At 68.1% G+C, this 17085-nt stretch carries 16 protein-coding genes; 11 read left to right on the top strand and 5 right to left on the bottom strand.

The window, feature by feature from the left end; genetic code table 11:
- From ACU6XJ_RS27575 to ACU6XJ_RS27555, 5 genes are all read right to left on the bottom strand, one after another.
- Window positions 1–753 carry an SDR family oxidoreductase gene (locus tag ACU6XJ_RS27575; RefSeq protein WP_476317895.1) on the bottom strand — a complete coding sequence of 251 codons (753 nt, stop codon included), beginning with the start codon at window positions 751–753 and terminating at the stop codon, window positions 1–3.
- Window positions 754–877: 124 nt separating this feature from the next.
- Window positions 878–2047 (bottom strand): acyltransferase family protein, encoded by a 1170-nt coding sequence (locus tag ACU6XJ_RS27570; RefSeq protein WP_476317892.1) that lies wholly within the window; start codon window positions 2045–2047, stop codon window positions 878–880.
- Complete coding sequence (locus ACU6XJ_RS27565; protein ID WP_476317890.1) at window positions 2044–3990, bottom strand: glycosyltransferase; 1947 nt, start codon at window positions 3988–3990, stop codon at window positions 2044–2046. Before ACU6XJ_RS27565 ends, ACU6XJ_RS27570 begins: the two co-directional genes overlap by 4 nt.
- Before the next feature lie 256 nt (window positions 3991–4246).
- Entirely contained in the window at window positions 4247–5032 is a 786-nt protein-coding gene (locus ACU6XJ_RS27560; RefSeq protein ID WP_476317887.1) for an SDR family NAD(P)-dependent oxidoreductase, read from the bottom strand.
- 19 nt (window positions 5033–5051) lie between these two features.
- Entirely contained in the window at window positions 5052–6305 is a 1254-nt protein-coding gene (locus ACU6XJ_RS27555) for a lytic transglycosylase domain-containing protein (protein WP_476317885.1), read from the bottom strand.
- Between the two features lie 414 nt (window positions 6306–6719).
- Here ACU6XJ_RS27555 and ACU6XJ_RS27550 point away from each other — a divergent pair, with 414 nt between their 5' ends.
- Genes ACU6XJ_RS27550 through ACU6XJ_RS27500 form a run of 11 tightly spaced genes read left to right on the top strand, consistent with a single transcriptional unit; the run spans window position 6720 to window position 17063 of the window.
- Window positions 6720–7889: a DUF6801 domain-containing protein gene (locus ACU6XJ_RS27550; protein ID WP_476317883.1), complete on the top strand. Its 1170-nt coding sequence runs from the start codon at window positions 6720–6722 to the stop codon at window positions 7887–7889.
- A gap of 2 nt (window positions 7890–7891) precedes the next feature.
- Window positions 7892–8674, top strand: coding sequence for an MlaE family ABC transporter permease (locus ACU6XJ_RS27545; protein WP_476317880.1), 783 nt, complete (start codon window positions 7892–7894; stop codon window positions 8672–8674).
- A gap of 3 nt (window positions 8675–8677) precedes the next feature.
- A complete protein-coding gene (locus ACU6XJ_RS27540) occupies window positions 8678–9505 on the top strand; it encodes an MlaE family ABC transporter permease (protein ID WP_476317877.1) in 828 nt (275 codons plus the stop codon).
- The gene (locus ACU6XJ_RS27535) at window positions 9502–10671 is read left to right on the top strand and encodes an MCE family protein (protein ID WP_476317874.1); all 1170 of its coding nucleotides are present in this window, start codon (window positions 9502–9504) and stop codon (window positions 10669–10671) included. The genes ACU6XJ_RS27540 and ACU6XJ_RS27535 overlap by 4 nt, the downstream gene beginning before the upstream one ends.
- Entirely contained in the window at window positions 10668–11687 is a 1020-nt protein-coding gene (locus ACU6XJ_RS27530; RefSeq protein WP_476317871.1) for an MCE family protein, read from the top strand. Before ACU6XJ_RS27535 ends, ACU6XJ_RS27530 begins: the two co-directional genes overlap by 4 nt.
- A complete protein-coding gene (locus ACU6XJ_RS27525; protein WP_476317869.1) occupies window positions 11684–12682 on the top strand; it encodes an MCE family protein in 999 nt (332 codons plus the stop codon). The genes ACU6XJ_RS27530 and ACU6XJ_RS27525 overlap by 4 nt, the downstream gene beginning before the upstream one ends.
- A gap of 4 nt (window positions 12683–12686) precedes the next feature.
- Window positions 12687–13709, top strand: a complete 1023-nt coding sequence (locus ACU6XJ_RS27520; protein ID WP_476317867.1) for an MCE family protein — start codon at window positions 12687–12689, stop codon at window positions 13707–13709.
- A complete protein-coding gene (locus ACU6XJ_RS27515; RefSeq protein WP_476317865.1) occupies window positions 13709–14782 on the top strand; it encodes an MCE family protein in 1074 nt (357 codons plus the stop codon). The genes ACU6XJ_RS27520 and ACU6XJ_RS27515 overlap by 1 nt, the downstream gene beginning before the upstream one ends.
- The gene (locus ACU6XJ_RS27510) at window positions 14782–15960 is read left to right on the top strand and encodes an MCE family protein (RefSeq protein WP_476317863.1); all 1179 of its coding nucleotides are present in this window, start codon (window positions 14782–14784) and stop codon (window positions 15958–15960) included. Before ACU6XJ_RS27515 ends, ACU6XJ_RS27510 begins: the two co-directional genes overlap by 1 nt.
- Before the next feature lie 57 nt (window positions 15961–16017).
- On the top strand, window positions 16018–16554 hold the full coding sequence (locus tag ACU6XJ_RS27505; RefSeq protein ID WP_476317861.1) for a hypothetical protein: 537 nt from the start codon (window positions 16018–16020) through the stop codon (window positions 16552–16554).
- An 11-nt stretch (window positions 16555–16565) separates the two neighbouring features.
- Complete coding sequence (locus ACU6XJ_RS27500) at window positions 16566–17063, top strand: hypothetical protein (RefSeq protein WP_476317859.1); 498 nt, start codon at window positions 16566–16568, stop codon at window positions 17061–17063.
- Window positions 17064–17085: the final 22 nt, after the last annotated feature.

Here is a 17085-nt window from a genome sequence, read left to right as displayed (position 1 = left end):
TCAGATCAAGCGGCGCACGATGCCCAGCGGCAGGTGGCGGATCGCGAAGGAGAGCGGACGCCAGGGCCACTCCGGCACGTAGGCGTGCACCGGCTCCTTCTCGATGGCGGCGACCAGCGCGCGGCAGCCGGTCTCGGTGTCCACCATCAGCGGCGTCTTCTTCACCCGCTCGTTCATCTCCGAGGCGATGTAGCCGGGGTAGATCGTGGACACCTTGATCCTGGTGTTGTAGACGTCCGCGCGGATGCCCTCGGCGAGGGTGTTCAGCCCGGCCTTGGTCGCCGCGTAGGTGGTGACGTTGCCCTTCATCCCGCGCATCGAACTCACCGAGGAGATCACCGCGAGGTGCCCGACACCCTCCTTGCGGAAGATCTCCATCGCTGCCTCGCATTGCGCCAGCGCCGCGACGAAGTTGGTCTGCGCGGTCTGGACGTTCGCGTGGAAGGCACCGGTGCCGATCGGCTGCCCCTTGCCGAGGCCCGCGTTGACGACGACCCGGTCCAGGTGGCCAAGCTCCTCGCGGAACTCGCCGAACACGGTGAACACCGAATCGTGGTCGTTGACGTCCAGCGCCCGCACCGAGACCGCGATGCCGGGGTGCCTGCCGGTCAGCTCCTCGGCGAGCTTGTCCAGCCGGTCGGTGCGGCGGGCGCACAGCGCGAGGTTGCGACCCTTGGCGGCGAACAGCCGCGCCATACCCTCCCCGAGCCCGGAGCTTGCCCCGGTGATCAGGATGTTCTTCCGTTCGGTCACAGCGGTTTCCCTTCGCCACGCAAAGACATGAAGCGACGCCATGGGACGCGGCCCGGTCCCATGGCGTCGCCCTCGGCCGACAAGCCGTTGCGCGTCGTCTTGTCGGCGAGGCTTTCCCGCTGCGCTAGGTGGTCAGCGGGACGTTGTAGTACTCCCGTGGCCTGCCGCGGGAGTCGAACAGGCCCAGCAGGTTCTGCGCGGTCATCTCGATGAACCGGTAGCTGAACAGCGCCACCGGGATCGACACCGCCAGCAGCACCGCCGCGGTCACCGGGAACGCCCACGGCGAGACCGTCGGCGGCAGCACATTCAGCGAGCCGATCACCCGCAGCACCGGCTCGTGCCAGAGGTAGAGGCTGTAGCTGGCCAACCCGACGGCGATCATCGGTCTGGTGCGCAGGAACCACGGTTCGGCCGCGGTGCTCAGCGCCGACGCCGACACCAGCAGCATCGACGCCATCCCGAACAAGGTGTGCGCGAACGCATCCGGCAGTCCGTTCAGGCGCAGGAAGAAGGTGCCGACGAACAATCCAAGGCCGAACAGGCCCACCGGAATCCGCAGTGCGGCGTGCCGGTAGCGGACGCCTGCGGCGTACACGACCGCGAGCAGCATGCCGAAGGCGAAGACATCCACCTTGGCGGGCGGGCCGAACCACACCGACCAGGCGTCATACGGCGCCTTGAGCACATACAGTGCCCACAGCTTGTATGCCCAACCCAGCACCATCAGCACGGCGATGCCGCCCACCAGCAGCGCCAGCCGCGGTCCTCGGTCGGTGAAGCGGCGGCACAGCCGCTGGATCACCGCGCCGAACACCGCGACCAGCAAGTACAGGTAGACCTCAACGCCGAGCGACCAGGCCGGGCCGTCGGTATAGAAGATCTTGTCGTCGCTCCACACGTGGGTGAAGGTCAGGTGCAGCACCAGATCTCGCCAGTCGCCGGGCAGCACCGGGTTGGTCAGCGCCCACACCACCAGCACCACCAGGAAGTACAGCGGGATGATGCGAACCGCCCGGCGCAGCAGGAACACCCGCGCACTGCGGTGGCTGATCTGCCCGAGCGCCGCCTGTGCGTAGGGCAGCGTGACCAGCAGACCGGACATCACGAAGAACAGGTCCACGAACAGGTCCGCCGACATCAGCACCGGATGCCAGAACGAGTTCTGCAGCGGCCACGTCCAGTCGGGGTGCCGGTTGTACTGGTAGGAGTGGAAGATCACCACCACCAGCGCGCCGAGCGCGCGATAGGTGTCGAAGTAGTGCTGTCTGCCGGTGCCCGCCCTGCCCGTCATGGGGTGGCCTCCCGACTCGCCCGCGGCGTGACCACCCAGTTGCGTTCACCGCTGAGTTCCTTGAGGTGCGCCACCCGGCTGATCACGTTCTTCATCTCGGTGTAGAAGAACGTGGCGAACACCAGGTAGCCCAGGAACCACAGCCGTTTGCGGCGGATCTCCGGCACCGCGAGCCGCCAGGCGAACAGCACCATGGTCGGACCGACGGACAGCGTGTAGAGCGAGGTCAGCAGGAAGGTGGGAATCCACCAGTCCATCTGCGTCAGGCCCTGCGAGTAGATCAGGAACGCGATCACCGGCAGGATCTGGAGTGACAGCCAGGGATAGATCTCCCGCCAGCCCAACAGGAACGCCACCCCGACCTTGTTGCGCACCGTGAGTTCGGGGGAGCGCATCGCCGCTGCCAGGTAGCGGCGGGACACCTGGAACCAGCCCTGCGCCCACCGCATCCGCTGCGACCACAGGCTGCGCAGGGTGGCGGGCGCCAGTTCGCGGGAGAGCAGCGCGGGATCGTAGACCAGCTTGCGCCCGGCCAGCAGCGCCCGGAACGAGGAGTCGATGTCCTCGGTGAGCATCCGCGAGTGCATCCGCGTCTCGTGCAGCACCGAGGTGCGCCAGAACCCGTTGGAGCCGCCGAACAGCCCGAACCGGTGCAGCTTGGACCGCCCGGTGTGGCTCACCGCGTAGATCGCCTCGAACTCCACCGCCACCGCCCGCGCGGTCAGCGACGCCTGGCCGTTGCGGATCACGCAGTGCCCCTGCACGACATCCGCGCCGCCACCCAGCCAGTGCCAGGCCCGCCGGTAGGCGTCCGGGCTGGGGTGGTGGTCGGCGTCGAACAGTCCGACGAACTCGCCGTCGACCACCTGGAGGGCGGCGTTGACGTTCTGCGCCTTGGAGGTCGAGTGCGGGACCTTCAGCACCACCAGCCCCGGGTTGGCCCTGGCCAGCGCCGCAAGCTCCTCCTCCACCGGCATGGCGTAGGGCGTGTTGTAGGCCAGCACGATCTGGAACCGGCCCGGATAGTCCTGCGCCAGGAACGAGCGCACGGTGTCGACGATGGTGGCGGCCTCGTTGGGCAGGTAGGCCGCGATCACCGCCGACGCGGGCGGATAAGGCCCGTGGGGTTTGGCGGGTGGGCGGGGGAACTCCAGCGCGTGCAGGCCCTCCGCCCATAGGAACACCGAGGTGATCACCAACGAGATGGTGACCAGCAGGTACGCCGGGCCCGCCAGGTCCACGCCGACCTCGTACAGCGCCACTAGCACACCGAAGGGCACCACGACGCCGATCAGGAAGGTCAGCAGGCCCTGCACCCAGGTGCGGAGGCTGCGGGGCAGCCGCATCCTGCGCCGTTGCGGCTCGCCTGCCCGCCACCGCCGGGGGACCAGGTCCAGCTGTACGGCGGCGCGTTCGGTGGCCCGCATCGCCCGGTGCATGAGGTCCAGCGGCTGGCTGCGCTCGGGGTCGTCGTCGGCGCTGGTCCAGCCGCATACCGGGGTGAGCCGCACCCGGTCGCCGTAGAGGGTGAGGTCCAACCTGCTCAGCATGATCAGCATGCCGCGCAGCCGCTCGGTGACCCGCCACTGCGCGGTGCCGCGCAGCAGCAGCGCCAGCCCGCCGCGGCCGTCCAAGCCGATCAGCTCGTGCGGACCAAGCTCGCCGCGCAGCTTCTCCACGGCTCGGCTCAGTGCCTGGTTGAGCCCGGCGGCGCCGTAGCGGTTGACCAGCTGGTCGTGCTCGGCGAAGTGGAGCACGGCGACCACCGCGGGTCTGCGGGAGCGCTGTCTGTGGCCGAGCACCTGGTTGGCGTCCTCGACCCACTCGTACCACTCCGACACACCGGGTCTTGGCGGGATCGGGGGGACGGGCGAGAACCAGTTCCATCGGTTGGGTACCCCGCGTAGCGGAGTCTTGGTCGGCTGCACAGACGTGTCAGTCATCGATCAGAGGCGTCCAGACGGAGTAGCAGTACAGGGTGGACCCGTATATCGCTATCCAATTGCAGGAAATGCGGCAACATGTTCGCGGTCACCTGAGGAAAATGTTGCCAGCGCGGCCACAAATCGATAACGCGCAGCTGTGGCGCTGTGCTAACCGTTGATTGAAACCTGATATTAAAATTCCCGCCAGAAATTGTTAACTGCGCGGTTGTGGTGACAAATACTTCTCGCGGAATTGTGCGAAATTGCGAAAAGCTCAGCCGCGGCCGGTGAGTCTGCCGATCAGGGTGGGCGCGAGGCGGTGCAGCCGCCAGGTGAACCGGGCCGCGGCGGGGGTGACCACCAGCGCCTTGTTCCGGTCCACGCCCCGCAGCGCTTGGGCGGCGAGCGCGTCGGCGGTGAGCAGCCTGCCCTGGATCGCCTTGGCGGTCTTGCGGATGTCCTCGGCCGACTTGGCGTCGGCGACCCCGTCGTTGTTGCGGTCCAGGATCGGCGTGTCCACGAACCCGGGGCACAGCGCGGTGACCTTCACGCCGTGCTTGGCGGCTTCGGCCCGCAGCGACAGGCTCAGTGCCACCACGGCGTGTTTGGTCGCCACATAGGGCCCGCCCATCGGCGGGGCGATCAGTCCGAGAAACGAGGCCGTGTTCACGATGTGTCCGGCGCCCCGCTCTTTCATGAGCGGATAAGCATGGTGAATTCCATTCACAACACCGAGCAGGTTGATCTCGATCGCCCGCTGCCAGTGTTCCAGCGAAATATCCTCGAACGCCCCGCCCATGCCGATACCGGCATTGTTGAACAACAGGTCGATTCGTCCGTGCCGGGCGTGCACCGACTTCACCAGCAGGCCGACCGCCTCGGCGTCCCGCACGTCCACCGCGGCCGCGGACGCGCCAGGCAGGCCGTCGGCGACCGCCTGCGCGGCCTCGCCGTTGATGTCCGCCGCGACCACCGTGTCGCCGCGTTCGGCCAGTGCGCTCGCCAGCGCCTTCCCGATTCCCGATGCGGCTCCGGTGACGATCGCGATGCGGTTGTTCATTCGTTCTCCGGGAGACGCGTCATCTGGGCAGCGAGGTCGGCATCGTGGTGCTCTGCGTGGGCGCGGGTGCCGAACTGCTCGGCGGCGGCGCGGGCTTGCTGCTGGGTGGGGGAACCGTACTGCTCGGCGGCGCGGGCTGCGAGGACGGGGGCGGCGGCTGGGTGCTCGGCGGCGCCGGGCTGGGCTGGGTGCTCGGCGGCGCGGGCTGTGACGACGGGGGAGAGGTCGGGGGAGACGGCGGGGAGGTCGGGGGCTGCGACGGCGGGGAGGACGGGGGAGTGCTCGGGGGAGCGGGCGTGTTGCTGGGCGGAGTGGGGGACGTGCTCGGCGGGTTCGGCTTGCTGCTCGGGGGAGCGGGCGCCGGGCCGATGCTGGGCGGCACCGGGCCGGGCTTCGGCGGCTGCACCGGCAGCGCGATGCCCGGCGCGACGTCGGTCTTGTGCACGCCGGAGGCGTAGGAATCGGCCCAGGTCAGCACCGTCCGCACGTATTCGGACGAGTGGTTGTAGCGGAACACCGCGGCGCCGCGCTGGCGGGCGTCGCTCAGGTTGAGTCCGCCCGAGCACAGGTACTTGCCCGCCGCCAGGGTGGCGTCGAAGACGTTGTGCGGGCTGGCGGTGCCATCGCCGTTGCCGTCGGAGGCGTAGCCGCGCCAGGTGCCCGGGATGAACTGCATGGGGCCGACCGCGCGGTCCCAGCGGGAGTCGCCGTCGAAGCGGCCGCCGTCGGTGTCGGCGATCGCGGCGAAGCCGTTGCCGTTGAGGGCGGGACCGATGATCGGCGTCACGGTGTTGCCCGCGGTGTCGGTCCGCCCGCCGCGGGCGTGGCCGGACTCGATCCGCCCGATGCTCGCCAGCAGCGACCAGGGCAGCCGACAGTGCGGCATCGCCTCGGCCATGGCCTTCTCGGCGCGGACGTAGGCCTCCAGCATCGGGCCGGGGATGCCCAGCGGCCCGTTGGGCAGCGCGGCCATCGGCGAGACCACCGTGGCCTGGCCGTCGGGGGTCTTCGGTGCGATGGGCACGTCGACGAAGGGCATCGGGGAGGCGTAGGCATAGCCGTACCCGGACCGCTCGGCGTTGGGGCCGGGCTTGGCCAGTGGAGACGAACCGATAGAGTTCTCCACCACGGCGTCGGCCGCGGCGATGCCGGAGACCAGCATCAGCGTGCCCGCGGTCGCGGCGGCGCCGCGTATCCGTCGGGCGATCTGTTGCTTCCGGTGCTTACCGGTGTGGCCCGTGCCTTTGCGCTGAAGCCGGTGTTTCCCCGCCACGTTCAGCCCCTTTACTGCATTGTTGCGAGCAACCAACCGCTATGCTGGGGCGGTCAAGTAGTCACACTGCCTGATTTATCACTCGATGTCATCAGCCGGAAACATACAAAATTGCACAGCGCGACTATGTTGAGGTGCGAACTACTTGGCATCGTCGCAGGTGAGGGCATCCGCGTTGTGCGCCGTTTACAACGGGTTCCCCGCCCGTACTCACTTCGGTGATGAGAACCGCGGCGTTTCTCGACCCGTCTGGGCGTTTTCACTGCTCCTATTGTGTGGGGTGTTTCACGGCAGTAACGTACCCCCGAGTAACCGGAAGCCAATTCCGGTTATCGCCATGCTTATCCAGGAAATGCCTTCCTTGGGTGCCCAATCTTTGAAAACGCTGTACTTCCAGGAGGTGGACGCCTAGCCATGAAGGCATCGTCAGCCGGTCGTACGACGCGCCGGGTCTTGGCCATCGGCCTGGTGATCGGCATGACCAGTGTGGTGCTGGGCTCCTCGTCCACGGCCGCCGTTCCCGGCCGAGGCGCGGCGACGCTGAACAGCACCTGCCGACTCCCCGACGGCGCGCCCTTGACGGTGCCCGCAGAGGTGGCCGCGACCTTCCCCGGGGCCGCGGCCACCGGTAAAGCGATCGAGGCCGCCGACGCCGAGGTCACCCTCACGCTGAGTGCGGACGCGGTGAAGGCTCTCCGGGCGAAGAACGCCACCACGGTCGAGGGCAAGGTCAAGGCGACCCTGGGCATCGAGCAGAGCGGCACCGCGCAGGAAGCACCGGTCTCCGACCTGGTGGTCAAGCCGACCCCGCTGCCCGAGTCCGGTGAGCTGAAGCTGACCGGCAAGACCGCCTTCCCTTCGGTCACCCCGGCGCAGCCCGGCAATGTCACCTACCACCTGACCTCGGTCACGCCCGAGCTCACCGCCGACACCGGCTCGTTGAGCTGCGCGAAGGCCACCGGCAAGCAGCAGTTGGCCGTGGTGCCCGCGAGCGGTCCCGCCCAACCGGCGCCCCCGGCCGCGGCGGCCGCCGCTCCTCTGGTCGTGTCGTACTGGGTGGACGGCAACACCACGATCAAGAAGATGAAGTCCGACCTGAAGCTGGCCCGCGGCCGCTTCGACGGCGAGGTCGACCTCGGCAAGGGCACGATCAAGGGCAAGCTGACCACCCCGCCGTCCAAGGGCTACTTCGTCGCCTTCGGCTTCGTCCCCAACACCGCCACCGTCAACATCGAGCAGATCGGCGAGTCCGACGGCAAGGTCGTCAACGGCACCATCGACCTGAAGATGAACCTGAAGATGACGCTCAGCGACGTCAAGGTCGACGGGGTGGACGCCAAGGTCGGCACGAACTGCACGACCGCGACGCCGATCGCGGTGCACCTGAAGTTTCCCAACCTGCCGCTGCTGCCCAACCAGGTGGCCAAGGGCGAGACCATGATCGAGATCCCGCCCTTCAGCGGCTGCGGCGCCACCGAGGAGATGGACCCCCTGTTCACCGGCCTGACCTCCGGTCCAGGCAACCGCCTCGTGGTCGAGTTGCGGCTGCGCTGCGCCAACAACGTCAACTGTCCCCCGGAGTAGCCATGACGACCTTGCTCAAGCCCGTCGTCGGGTCGATGCGCGAATTCGGGAGGATGTTCGCCCTCGCTCTCGACGTGGTCCTGGCGATCCCGAAGCGCCCGTTCCAGTTCCGCGAGTTCATGCAGCAGTTCTGGTTCATCGCGAGCGTTTCGATCCTGCCCGCTGCCCTGGTGTCGATCCCGTTCGGCGCGGTCATCGCCCTCCAGTTGGCCAACCTGACCAACCAGATCGGCGCCTCCTCCTTCAACGGCGCGATCAGCGTGCTCGGTGTGATCCAGCAGGCCAGCCCGCTGGTGACCGCGCTGGTGGTGGCGGGTGCGGGCGGCTCGGCCATGTGCGCCGACATCGGCTCGCGCACCATCCGCGAGGAGATCGCCGCCATGGAGGTGCTGGGCGTCTCGCCCATCCACCGGCTGATCGTGCCCAGGGTGCTGGCCTGCATGGGCGCTGCGATCATGCTCAACGGCCTGGTCAGCGTGGTCGGCGTGAGCGGCGGCTACGTGGTGAACGTGTTGGTCCAGGGCGGCACGCCGGGTGCCTTCATGGCCAGCTTCTCCGCCCTCGCCCAGCTTCCCGACCTGATCGTCAGCGAGATCAAGGCGATGATCTTCGGCTTCCTGGCGGGCGTGGTGGCCTGTTACCGCGGCCTGAATCCCAGGGGCGGTGCCAAGGGCGTCGGCGATGTCGTGAACCAATCCGTGGTGATCACCTTCCTGCTGCTGTTCTTCGTGAACGGCGTGATCACCGTGCTGTACCTGCAGCTCATCCCGGCGAAGGGAACGTGAGTCGTGGTAACCCTGCGAGATCGGCTGAGAGGCCCGGGAGACAGCCTTGAGCGGCTGGGCGACCAGCTTCTCTTCTACCTCCGCGCCCTGGCGGCGGCGCCGATCACCATCTCCCGCTATTTCCGCGAGGTGATCCGGCTGCTGGCCGAGGTCAGCTTCGGCACCGGAGCGCTGGCGGTGATCGGCGGCACCATCGGCGTGATGGTCGGCCTGTGCGTGTTCACCGGCACCGTGGTGGGCCTACAGGGCTTCAGCGCCCTGGAACAGGTCGGCGCCGCGGCGTTCTCGGGCTTCATCTCCGCCTTCGTCAACACCCGTGAGATCGCGCCGCTGGTGGCGGGCCTCGCGCTGTCCTCGACGGTCGGCTCCGGCTTCACCGCCCAGCTTGGCGCCATGCGGATCTCCGAGGAGATCGACGCGCTCGAGGTGATGGGCGTGCGCAGCCTGCCCTACCTGGTCACCACGCGGATCATCGCGGGCTTCATCGCGATCATCCCGCTGTACGTGGTCGGCCTGCTGATCTCCTACTTCGCCGCCCGGTTCATCACGGTGGAGTTCTATGGGCAGTCGGCGGGCACCTACGACCACTACTTCAACCTCTTCCTGCCCGCGGGCGACGTGCTGTGGTCGTTCGCGAAGGTGCTGGTCTTCAGCGTGGCGATCATCCTCACGCACTGCTTCTACGGTTACCGCGCCACCGGCGGACCCGCCGGGGTCGGCATCGCGGTCGGCCGGGCGGTGCGCACCTCGATCGTGGTGACCGCGATGCTGAACTTCCTGCTCAGCCTGGCCATCTGGGGTTCGACGATGACGGTGAAGGTGGCCGGATGAACAGGTTCGGCAAACAACTCGTCGGCCTGCTGTTCGTCGCGCTGGCCGTGCTGGGAACGTGGTTCTCCTTCGCCGTGTACAACCGCACCTTCAGCACCGAGTCAAAGGTCGTCGTGCGCGCCGACTCGGCGGGCAACCAGCTGGAGATCGGTTCGGACGTCAAGGCCCGCGGGCTGGTCATCGGCCGTGTCGCCGAGATCCGCAGCCGCGGCGACAACGCCGAGATCACCCTCGCGATGGAGCCGGAGCAGTTGGCGGCGGTGCCGCGCAACGTCACCGTCCGGCTGCTGCCCAAGTCGCTGTTCGGCCAGCGCTACGTGAACTTGGTGATGCCCGAGCGCGCCGACCGCGGCTACCTGCGCGAGGGCGATGTGATCACCCAGGACCGCAGCAGCACCTCCATCGAGGTGGAGAAGGTGCTGACGAACCTGATGCCGCTGCTCCAGGCGGTACAGCCGGAGAAGCTGTCCAGCACCCTCGGCGCGATCTCGCAGGCGCTGGACGACCGCGGCAAGCCCTTCGGCGAAACCCTGGTGCAGATCAATGCCCTGCTGGGTGAGCTGAACCCGAGGATGCCGGAGTTCCAGAACGCGGTCAGCTCGCTGGCCGACGTCTCCGACAACTACAACGAGGTCATCCCGGAGTTGGTGCAGGCGCTGGACGACCTGGGCACCACCACCCGCACGGTGGCCGAGCAGCGGGAGAGCCTCAAGGCCATGATCGCCACCTCCACCACGGCGTCCAACGACCTGGAGACCTTCCTGAGGTCCAACCAGAACAACTTCATCAGCCTGACCGACACCAGCAGACCGACGCTGGAGTTGCTCGCCAAGTACTCGCCGACGTTCCCCTGCGTGCTGGAGGCGGTCAACAAGATGCGGCCCGCCATGGACCGGGTGCTCGGCAAGGGCACCAGCGAGCCGGGTGTGCACGTGGAGATCACGGTGCGGCCCGCGAAGCCCAAGTACGTGCCCGGCCGCGACACCCCCGTCTACAACCGGAAGGGCAGCCCGATGTGCTGGGGCGTGCCCAACTCCCAGGGCGAGAACCAGTTCATCTCCGAGCTCCTCGGCCCCGCCACCGGTGTTGACCCCAGCGAGGTGCCGGAGTGGAGCAGCCTGCTGGCCGGACCGGCGTTCCGCGGCGCGGAGGTGACGCTCAAGTGAAAAGCCTGGCAGGACCCATCTTCAAGTCGATCATCTTCGTGGCGATCACCGGTTTGGCGACCGTACTGCTCGGCATGACGATCGCCAGCAGGGGCGCGAGCGACACCAACAGCTACCGCGCGGTGTTCACCGACGTCACCTCCGTCAACCCCGGTGACGAGATCCGGATGGCCGGTGTCCGCATCGGCCACGTCGAGGAGATCGAGCTGGTGGACCGGCGGCTGGCGCAGGTCACCTTCGCGGTGGACGCGGGACGCAAGCTGTCCGACTCGGTGACCGCCACCGTCAAGTTCCGCAACCTGATCGGCCAGCGCTACATCGCGCTGGACCAGGGCACCGGCGACCCGAACAGGACGCTGCCCCGCAACGGGCTGATCCCGCTGGACCGCACCAAGGCCGCGGTCGACCTCACCGCCCTGTTCAACGGCTTCAAGCCGCTGTTCCGGGCGCTGAACCCGGAGGACGTGAACAAGCTGTCCTTCGAGATCGTGCAGGTGCTCCAGGGCGAGGGCGGCACGGTGGCCAGCCTGATCCGGCACACCGGCTCGCTGACCTCCACGCTGGCCGCCAAGGACAAGGTGATCGGCGAGGTCATCGACAACCTGAACAAGGTGTTGGGCACCCTCAACTCGCGCAGCGACCAGCTCTCCGACCTCGTCATCACCGTGCAACAGCTGGTCAGCGGGCTTGCCGCGGACTCGGCGGCCATCGGCGGCGCGATCGACGGCATGGCCGAGCTGAGCACCAGCACGGCCGGGCTGCTCCAGCAGGGCCGCGAGCCGCTCAAGCGCGACATCCAGGCGCTGGGCGACCTGTCCCGCAACCTCGTCCAGGGCACCCCGGTGTTCGAGCAGTTCGTGAACAACCTGCCGGTCAAATACGAGTCCATCGGCAGGCTGGTGTCCTACGGCTCCTGGTTCAACTTCTACCTGTGCTCGGCCACCGCCGACGTCCAGCCCGCGCCGGGCGGACCGCCGGTGGGCCTGCCCGTCACCCAGCAGAGGTGCAAGCGATGAAGCCGTTCCGCGAACGAAACCCGGTGTGGGTGGGCACCATCGGTGCCCTGGTGATGGCTGTCGTGGTGGCGGGTGCGTTCTTCTTCGAGGAGCTGCCGCTCATCGGCGGCGGCACCACCTATACCGCCTACTTCGGCGAGGCCGCCGGCATCAAGCCCGGCTCGGAGGTCCGCGTCGCGGGCATCAAGGTCGGCGAGGTGTCCAAGGTCGAGCTTGACCCGGCGAAGAAGAGCGTGAAGGTCAGCTTCCACGCCAAGGACACCTGGCTCGGCGACCGGACCACCGCCGCCATCAAGATCAAGACGTTGCTCGGGCAGAAGAACCTGGTGCTGGAGCCTGCGGGCACCAAGGAGATGGACCCGGACATCCCGATCCCCAGGGATCGCACCGTCTCGCCGTACGACGTCAACGACGCCTTCGCCGACCTGTCCAAGACCGTACAGGAGATCGACACCGGTCAGCTGGCGGAGAGTTTCAAGACGCTCAGCGGCATGATGCAGGCGTCCACGCCCGAGGAGTTCCGGGCCGCCCTGGACGGCGTCGCGGCGATCTCCAAGGCGCTGGCCTCCCGCGACGAGGAGCTGGCGAGGCTGCTGGCCAACACCTCCAAGATCAGCCAGCTGATGGCCGACCGGACCGAGACGTTCGACCGGCTGATCAAGGACAGCACCGTCCTGCTGGAGGAGTTCCGCAAGCGCAAGGAGGCCATCAGCGCGCTGCTCGACGGCACCCGCGCGTTGTCGGCCGAGCTCAAGGGCCTTGTCGCGGACAACAAGGAGCAGCTCGGTCCCACCCTGGACCAGCTCCAGCGGGTCACCGAGGTGCTGGTGCGCAACCAGGCCAAGCTCGACGAGAGCCTGCGGTTGGCCGGGCCGTTCTACCGGATGCTCGGCAACACCGTGGGCAACGGCAAGTGGATCGACGCATACATCTGCGGCCTCACGGCACCCGCCGACGGCAGCCCCGGATGTATCCCACCGAAGGGCGGGAGGTAGCCCCATGCGCCGCAACGTGCGCCTGAACGTGCTCCGTGGCGTGGCGGTGGCTGCCGTGGCAGCCCTCGTCGTGACCGGCGGCTGGATCGTGTTCCGGCCCGACAGCCCGACCAAGGTCACCGCCTACTTCAAGGAGGCGGTGGGCCTTTACCCCGGCTCCGACGTCCGCGTGCTCGGCGTCGCCATCGGCGTGGTGGACGCCGTCGAGCCGCAGGGCCGTCAGGTCAGGGTGGAGATGTCGCTGGACCCCGAGTACGCCGTGCCCGCCAACGCCAACGCCATGGTCGTTACGCCAAGCCTGGTCAGCGACCGTTACATCCAGCTCGCCCCGCTGTATGAGAGCGGGCCGAAGATGAGCGACGGCGCCAGGATCCCGCAGGAGCGCACCGCCGTCCCGGTGGAGCTGGACGAGCTGCTCAAGAGCATCGACCAGCTCAACACCGCGCTGGGCCCACAGGGCGCCAACGCCGACGGCGCCCTGAGCGAACTGCTGGAGGCCAGCGCCAAGAACCTCGACGGCAGCGGCAAGAAGATGGGCGACATGATCCGCGAGCTCGGCCAGCTCACCAGGACCATGAACGGCTCGCAGGACGACCTGTTCACGACCGTGGACAACCTCCAGAAGTTCACCACCATGCTCGCGGTGAACGACCGCGAGGTGAACAAGGTCAGCCAGCAGCTTGCCGACGTGAGCGAGCACCTGGCGTCCGAGCGGGACAACTTCGCCGCCGCCCTGGCCGAACTGGCCGACGCGCTGGCCACCGTGCAGGAGTTCGTCAAGACCCACCGCGGCCAGATCAAGTCCAATGTGGACAACCTGGCGCGGATCGCGGAGATGCTGGGCAAGCAGCGCAAGTCCCTCGCCGAGGCACTGGACGTCGCGCCGCTGGCCATCACCAACGTGCTCGATGCCTACGACCCCATCAACCGGCGGCTGGACGGCCGCGGCAACCTGCGCGAGTTCAGCTCGGGCAATGGGAACAACGCCGCCGCGCCGCTGATCCTGCCCTCGACGGGAGGCCGCTGATGAGGCTCCGCAAGGGCGCGCTTATCGCCGTGGTTGCCGCTTTGACCGCGGGCTGCGGCGCCTCGGACGGGTTCACCAGCGTCTACGACGTGACGCTTCCCGGCGGCGCGGACGTGGGGGACAACCCGATCAACATCACCGCGCACTTCCACGACGTGCTTGACCTGGTGCCGCAGGCGGGCGTGAAGGTCAACGACGTCGCGGTCGGCAGGGTGGAGAAGGTGGAGCTGGCCGAGGACGGCCGCAGCGCCATCGTCACCATGGCGGTCCACCGCGACGTGCGGCTGCCGAGCAACGCCGTCGCCCGGCTGCGGCAGTCCAGCATCCTCGGCGAGAAGTTCGTCGAGCTGGACAAGCCCGCGGTCGGCAAGGAGTTCGGCCAGCTTGCCAACGGGGCGGACATCCCGCTGGACCGCACCAACCGCAACCCGCAGATCGAAGAGGTCTTCGGCGCGCTGTCCATGCTGCTCAACGGCGGAGGGCTGGCGCAGCTTCAGGACATCAGCCAGGAGTTGGACGCCGCGCTGGGCGGCAACGAGGCGGAGATCAAGTCGCTGATCTCCCGCGCGAACGAGTTCTCCGCGGGCATCGACGCCCACAAGGGCGAGATCTCCAGGGCCATCGACAGCATCAACCGGCTGTCGGTGACCATGGCCCAGCGCAACGATCAGTTCGCGGGCGCCATCGACAACCTGGGCCCCGGCATGAAGGTGCTGGCCGAGCAGCGCGAGGCGCTGGTGCGGATGATCCAGGCGCTGGACCGGCTGGGCGATGTCGCGGTGGACACGGTGAACAAGACCAAGGACGACCTGGTCGCCGACCTCAAGGCCCTGGAGCCGACGCTGCGTGAACTCGCCAAGGCGGGCCAGAACCTGCCGCAGGCGATGGAGATGCTGCTGACGTTCCCGTTCCCGGACTCGGCGCTCGACGCCATCAAGGGTGACTACATGAACTCCTTCGTCCGGCTGAACGCCCAGACCTCCGGACCGGGGGCCAACCCCGCCGCCGCGCCGGACCCGGCCAAGGCCCCCACCCTGCCGCTGCCCTCGGCGGGCACCCGGAAGGAGGGCTGATGGTCACCAGGCTGGTCCGCATCCAGATCGCGCTGTTCGTGATCATCGCGCTGCTCGGCGTGAGCTTCGTCGGCGTGAAGTACGCGGGTCTTGACGAGATCTTCGGCGGCAACAGCTACCTCGCCAAGGTCCGTCTCGCCGACTCCGGCGGCGTCTTCACCAACGCCGAGGTCACCTACCGCGGCTATCAGGTCGGCCGCATCGGCAAGCTCAGCCTCGTCAACGACGGCGTCGAGGTCGAGATGAAGATCCGCAAGGACGCGCCGAAGATCCCGACCGACACCGACGCCGTGGTCACCAACCGCTCTGCGGTCGGCGAGCAGTACATCGATCTGCGGCCGCGCACCGACAAGGGCCCGTACCTGGCCGAGGGCACCGTCATCCCGCGCCGCGACACGACGCTGCCGATTCCGATCGAGAACGTGCTGCTCAACCTGAACAAGCTGGTCGAGTCGGTGCCCCAGGACGCGCTGCGCACCGTGGTGGACGAGCTGTACGAGATGACCGACGGCACCGGGCCGGACCTGCAGATGCTGCTGGACACCACCGGCCGGTTCACCCAGGCGGCGACCGACCACCTGCCGCAGACCACGAAGCTCGTCGTCGACGCGAACACGGTGCTGAACACGCAGAAGGAGCAGTCGCAGGCGATCGCGACGTTCGCCAACAACGCCAAGCTCATCTCCGAGCAGCTTGAGCGCTCCGACGGCGACATCCGCAAGCTGATCACCACGGTGCCGCCAGCCGCGACCCAGGTGTCCGCGGTGCTCAGGGAGACCGGCCCCAACCTCGGCATCATGATCGCCAACCTGGTCACCACCTCCAAGATCATGGTGACCCGCCAGGCAGGCCTGGAGCAGTTGCTCGTGGTGGCTCCGGCGGTGGTGGGCTTCGCGCCGACGATCATCAAGAACGGCCGGGCCCAGCTGGGCCTCGCGGTGACGTTCTTCGACCCGCTGCCCTGCGTCAGCGGCTACGAGGGCACCACCTACCGCAACGGTTTGGACGTCGCGCCCGTTCCGCTGAACGCCAATGCCCGCTGCACGCTGCCATCGGGCAATCCCTCGAACGTGCGTGGTTCGCAGAACGCGCCCAAGGGCGGACCCGCGCCCGACGTGCAGCTACCGAGAACACCGTCCACCATGCGCGGTCTGCTCGGACTGCCGGAAGCGGGGTGACCAGCCAAGATGACTGAGACGGCGACAGTGGCGAAGACAGCGACAGAGGACAGGCCCGTGACCGAGGAATCGCCCGCGACAGAGCAGCGCACGAGCGGGCGGCCGCTCGGCGCGGTGATCGCGGTGATCGTCGCCGCGTTGTTCGCAGCGGGCGCGGGCGCGTACTGGTACACCGGCGCGACCGACGACTCCACCGAGTACGCGGTGGCCCGCAACGAGGTGCAGCGGGTCGGTTCGCAGAGCATCGCGGTGTTCAACACCCTGGACTACCGCAAGGTGGACGAGGGCATCGAGCGTTGGCTGAGCGTGTCCTCCGGGCCGCTGCACGAGGAACTTTCGCAGTCCAAGGACGGCAGCAAGAAGCAGGTCGAGCAGGCCAAGGCGGTCACCGAGGCCAAGGTGCTGGACTCCGCGGTCACCGAACTGGACACCCGCCAGGGCAGCGCGAAGATCATCGCCTCGGTCGAGCAGAAGGTCAGCGTGGAGGGCCAGGAGCCCGCCACCAAACGGAACCGGTTCTTCGCCGAGCTCACCCGCACCGATCAGGGCTGGAAGCTGGTCGCCATCGGCCAGGTCCCGCTGAGCCCGGTCTGAGGAGTCCCACCATGCGCAAGCTCAACCTGATCCTCATCGTCGCGGCCGTGGTGCTGGCGGGCCTCGGTGGCTGGTTCACCGTGGAGGGCGTGAGCGCCCGTGCCGCCGCCGGTGACAACAAGGCGCTCGTGGACACCGCGCGGACCGCCGAGGTCAGCGGCCAGGTCCGGGAGGGCCTGGAGAAGGTCTTCTCCTACCGCTTCGACGACACCCAGGCGACCGAGAACGCCGCCAAGGACGTGCTCCGCGGCTCGGCCTCCGAGCAGTACAAGGGCCTGATGGACCCGGTCCGCAAGCTGGCCGCCGAGCAGAAGCTGGTGCAGCGCTCCAAGGTCGCCATCGCCGGGGTGTCCATGCTGGAGGGTGACCGGGCCCGCCTGCTGGTGTTCCTCGACCAGGCCGCCGTCCGCGGCGACACGAACACCGATATCGGCGGCGCCGCCCAACTCACCGTCTCCGCCCACTTCGAGGACGGTCGCTGGCGCATCACCGAGCTTCAGCCGTACTGACCCGACCGATTGTCACCAGAAT

Source organism: Actinorectispora metalli (genome assembly GCF_056323685.1).
This window is presented reverse-complemented; position numbering and strand designations above follow the sequence as displayed.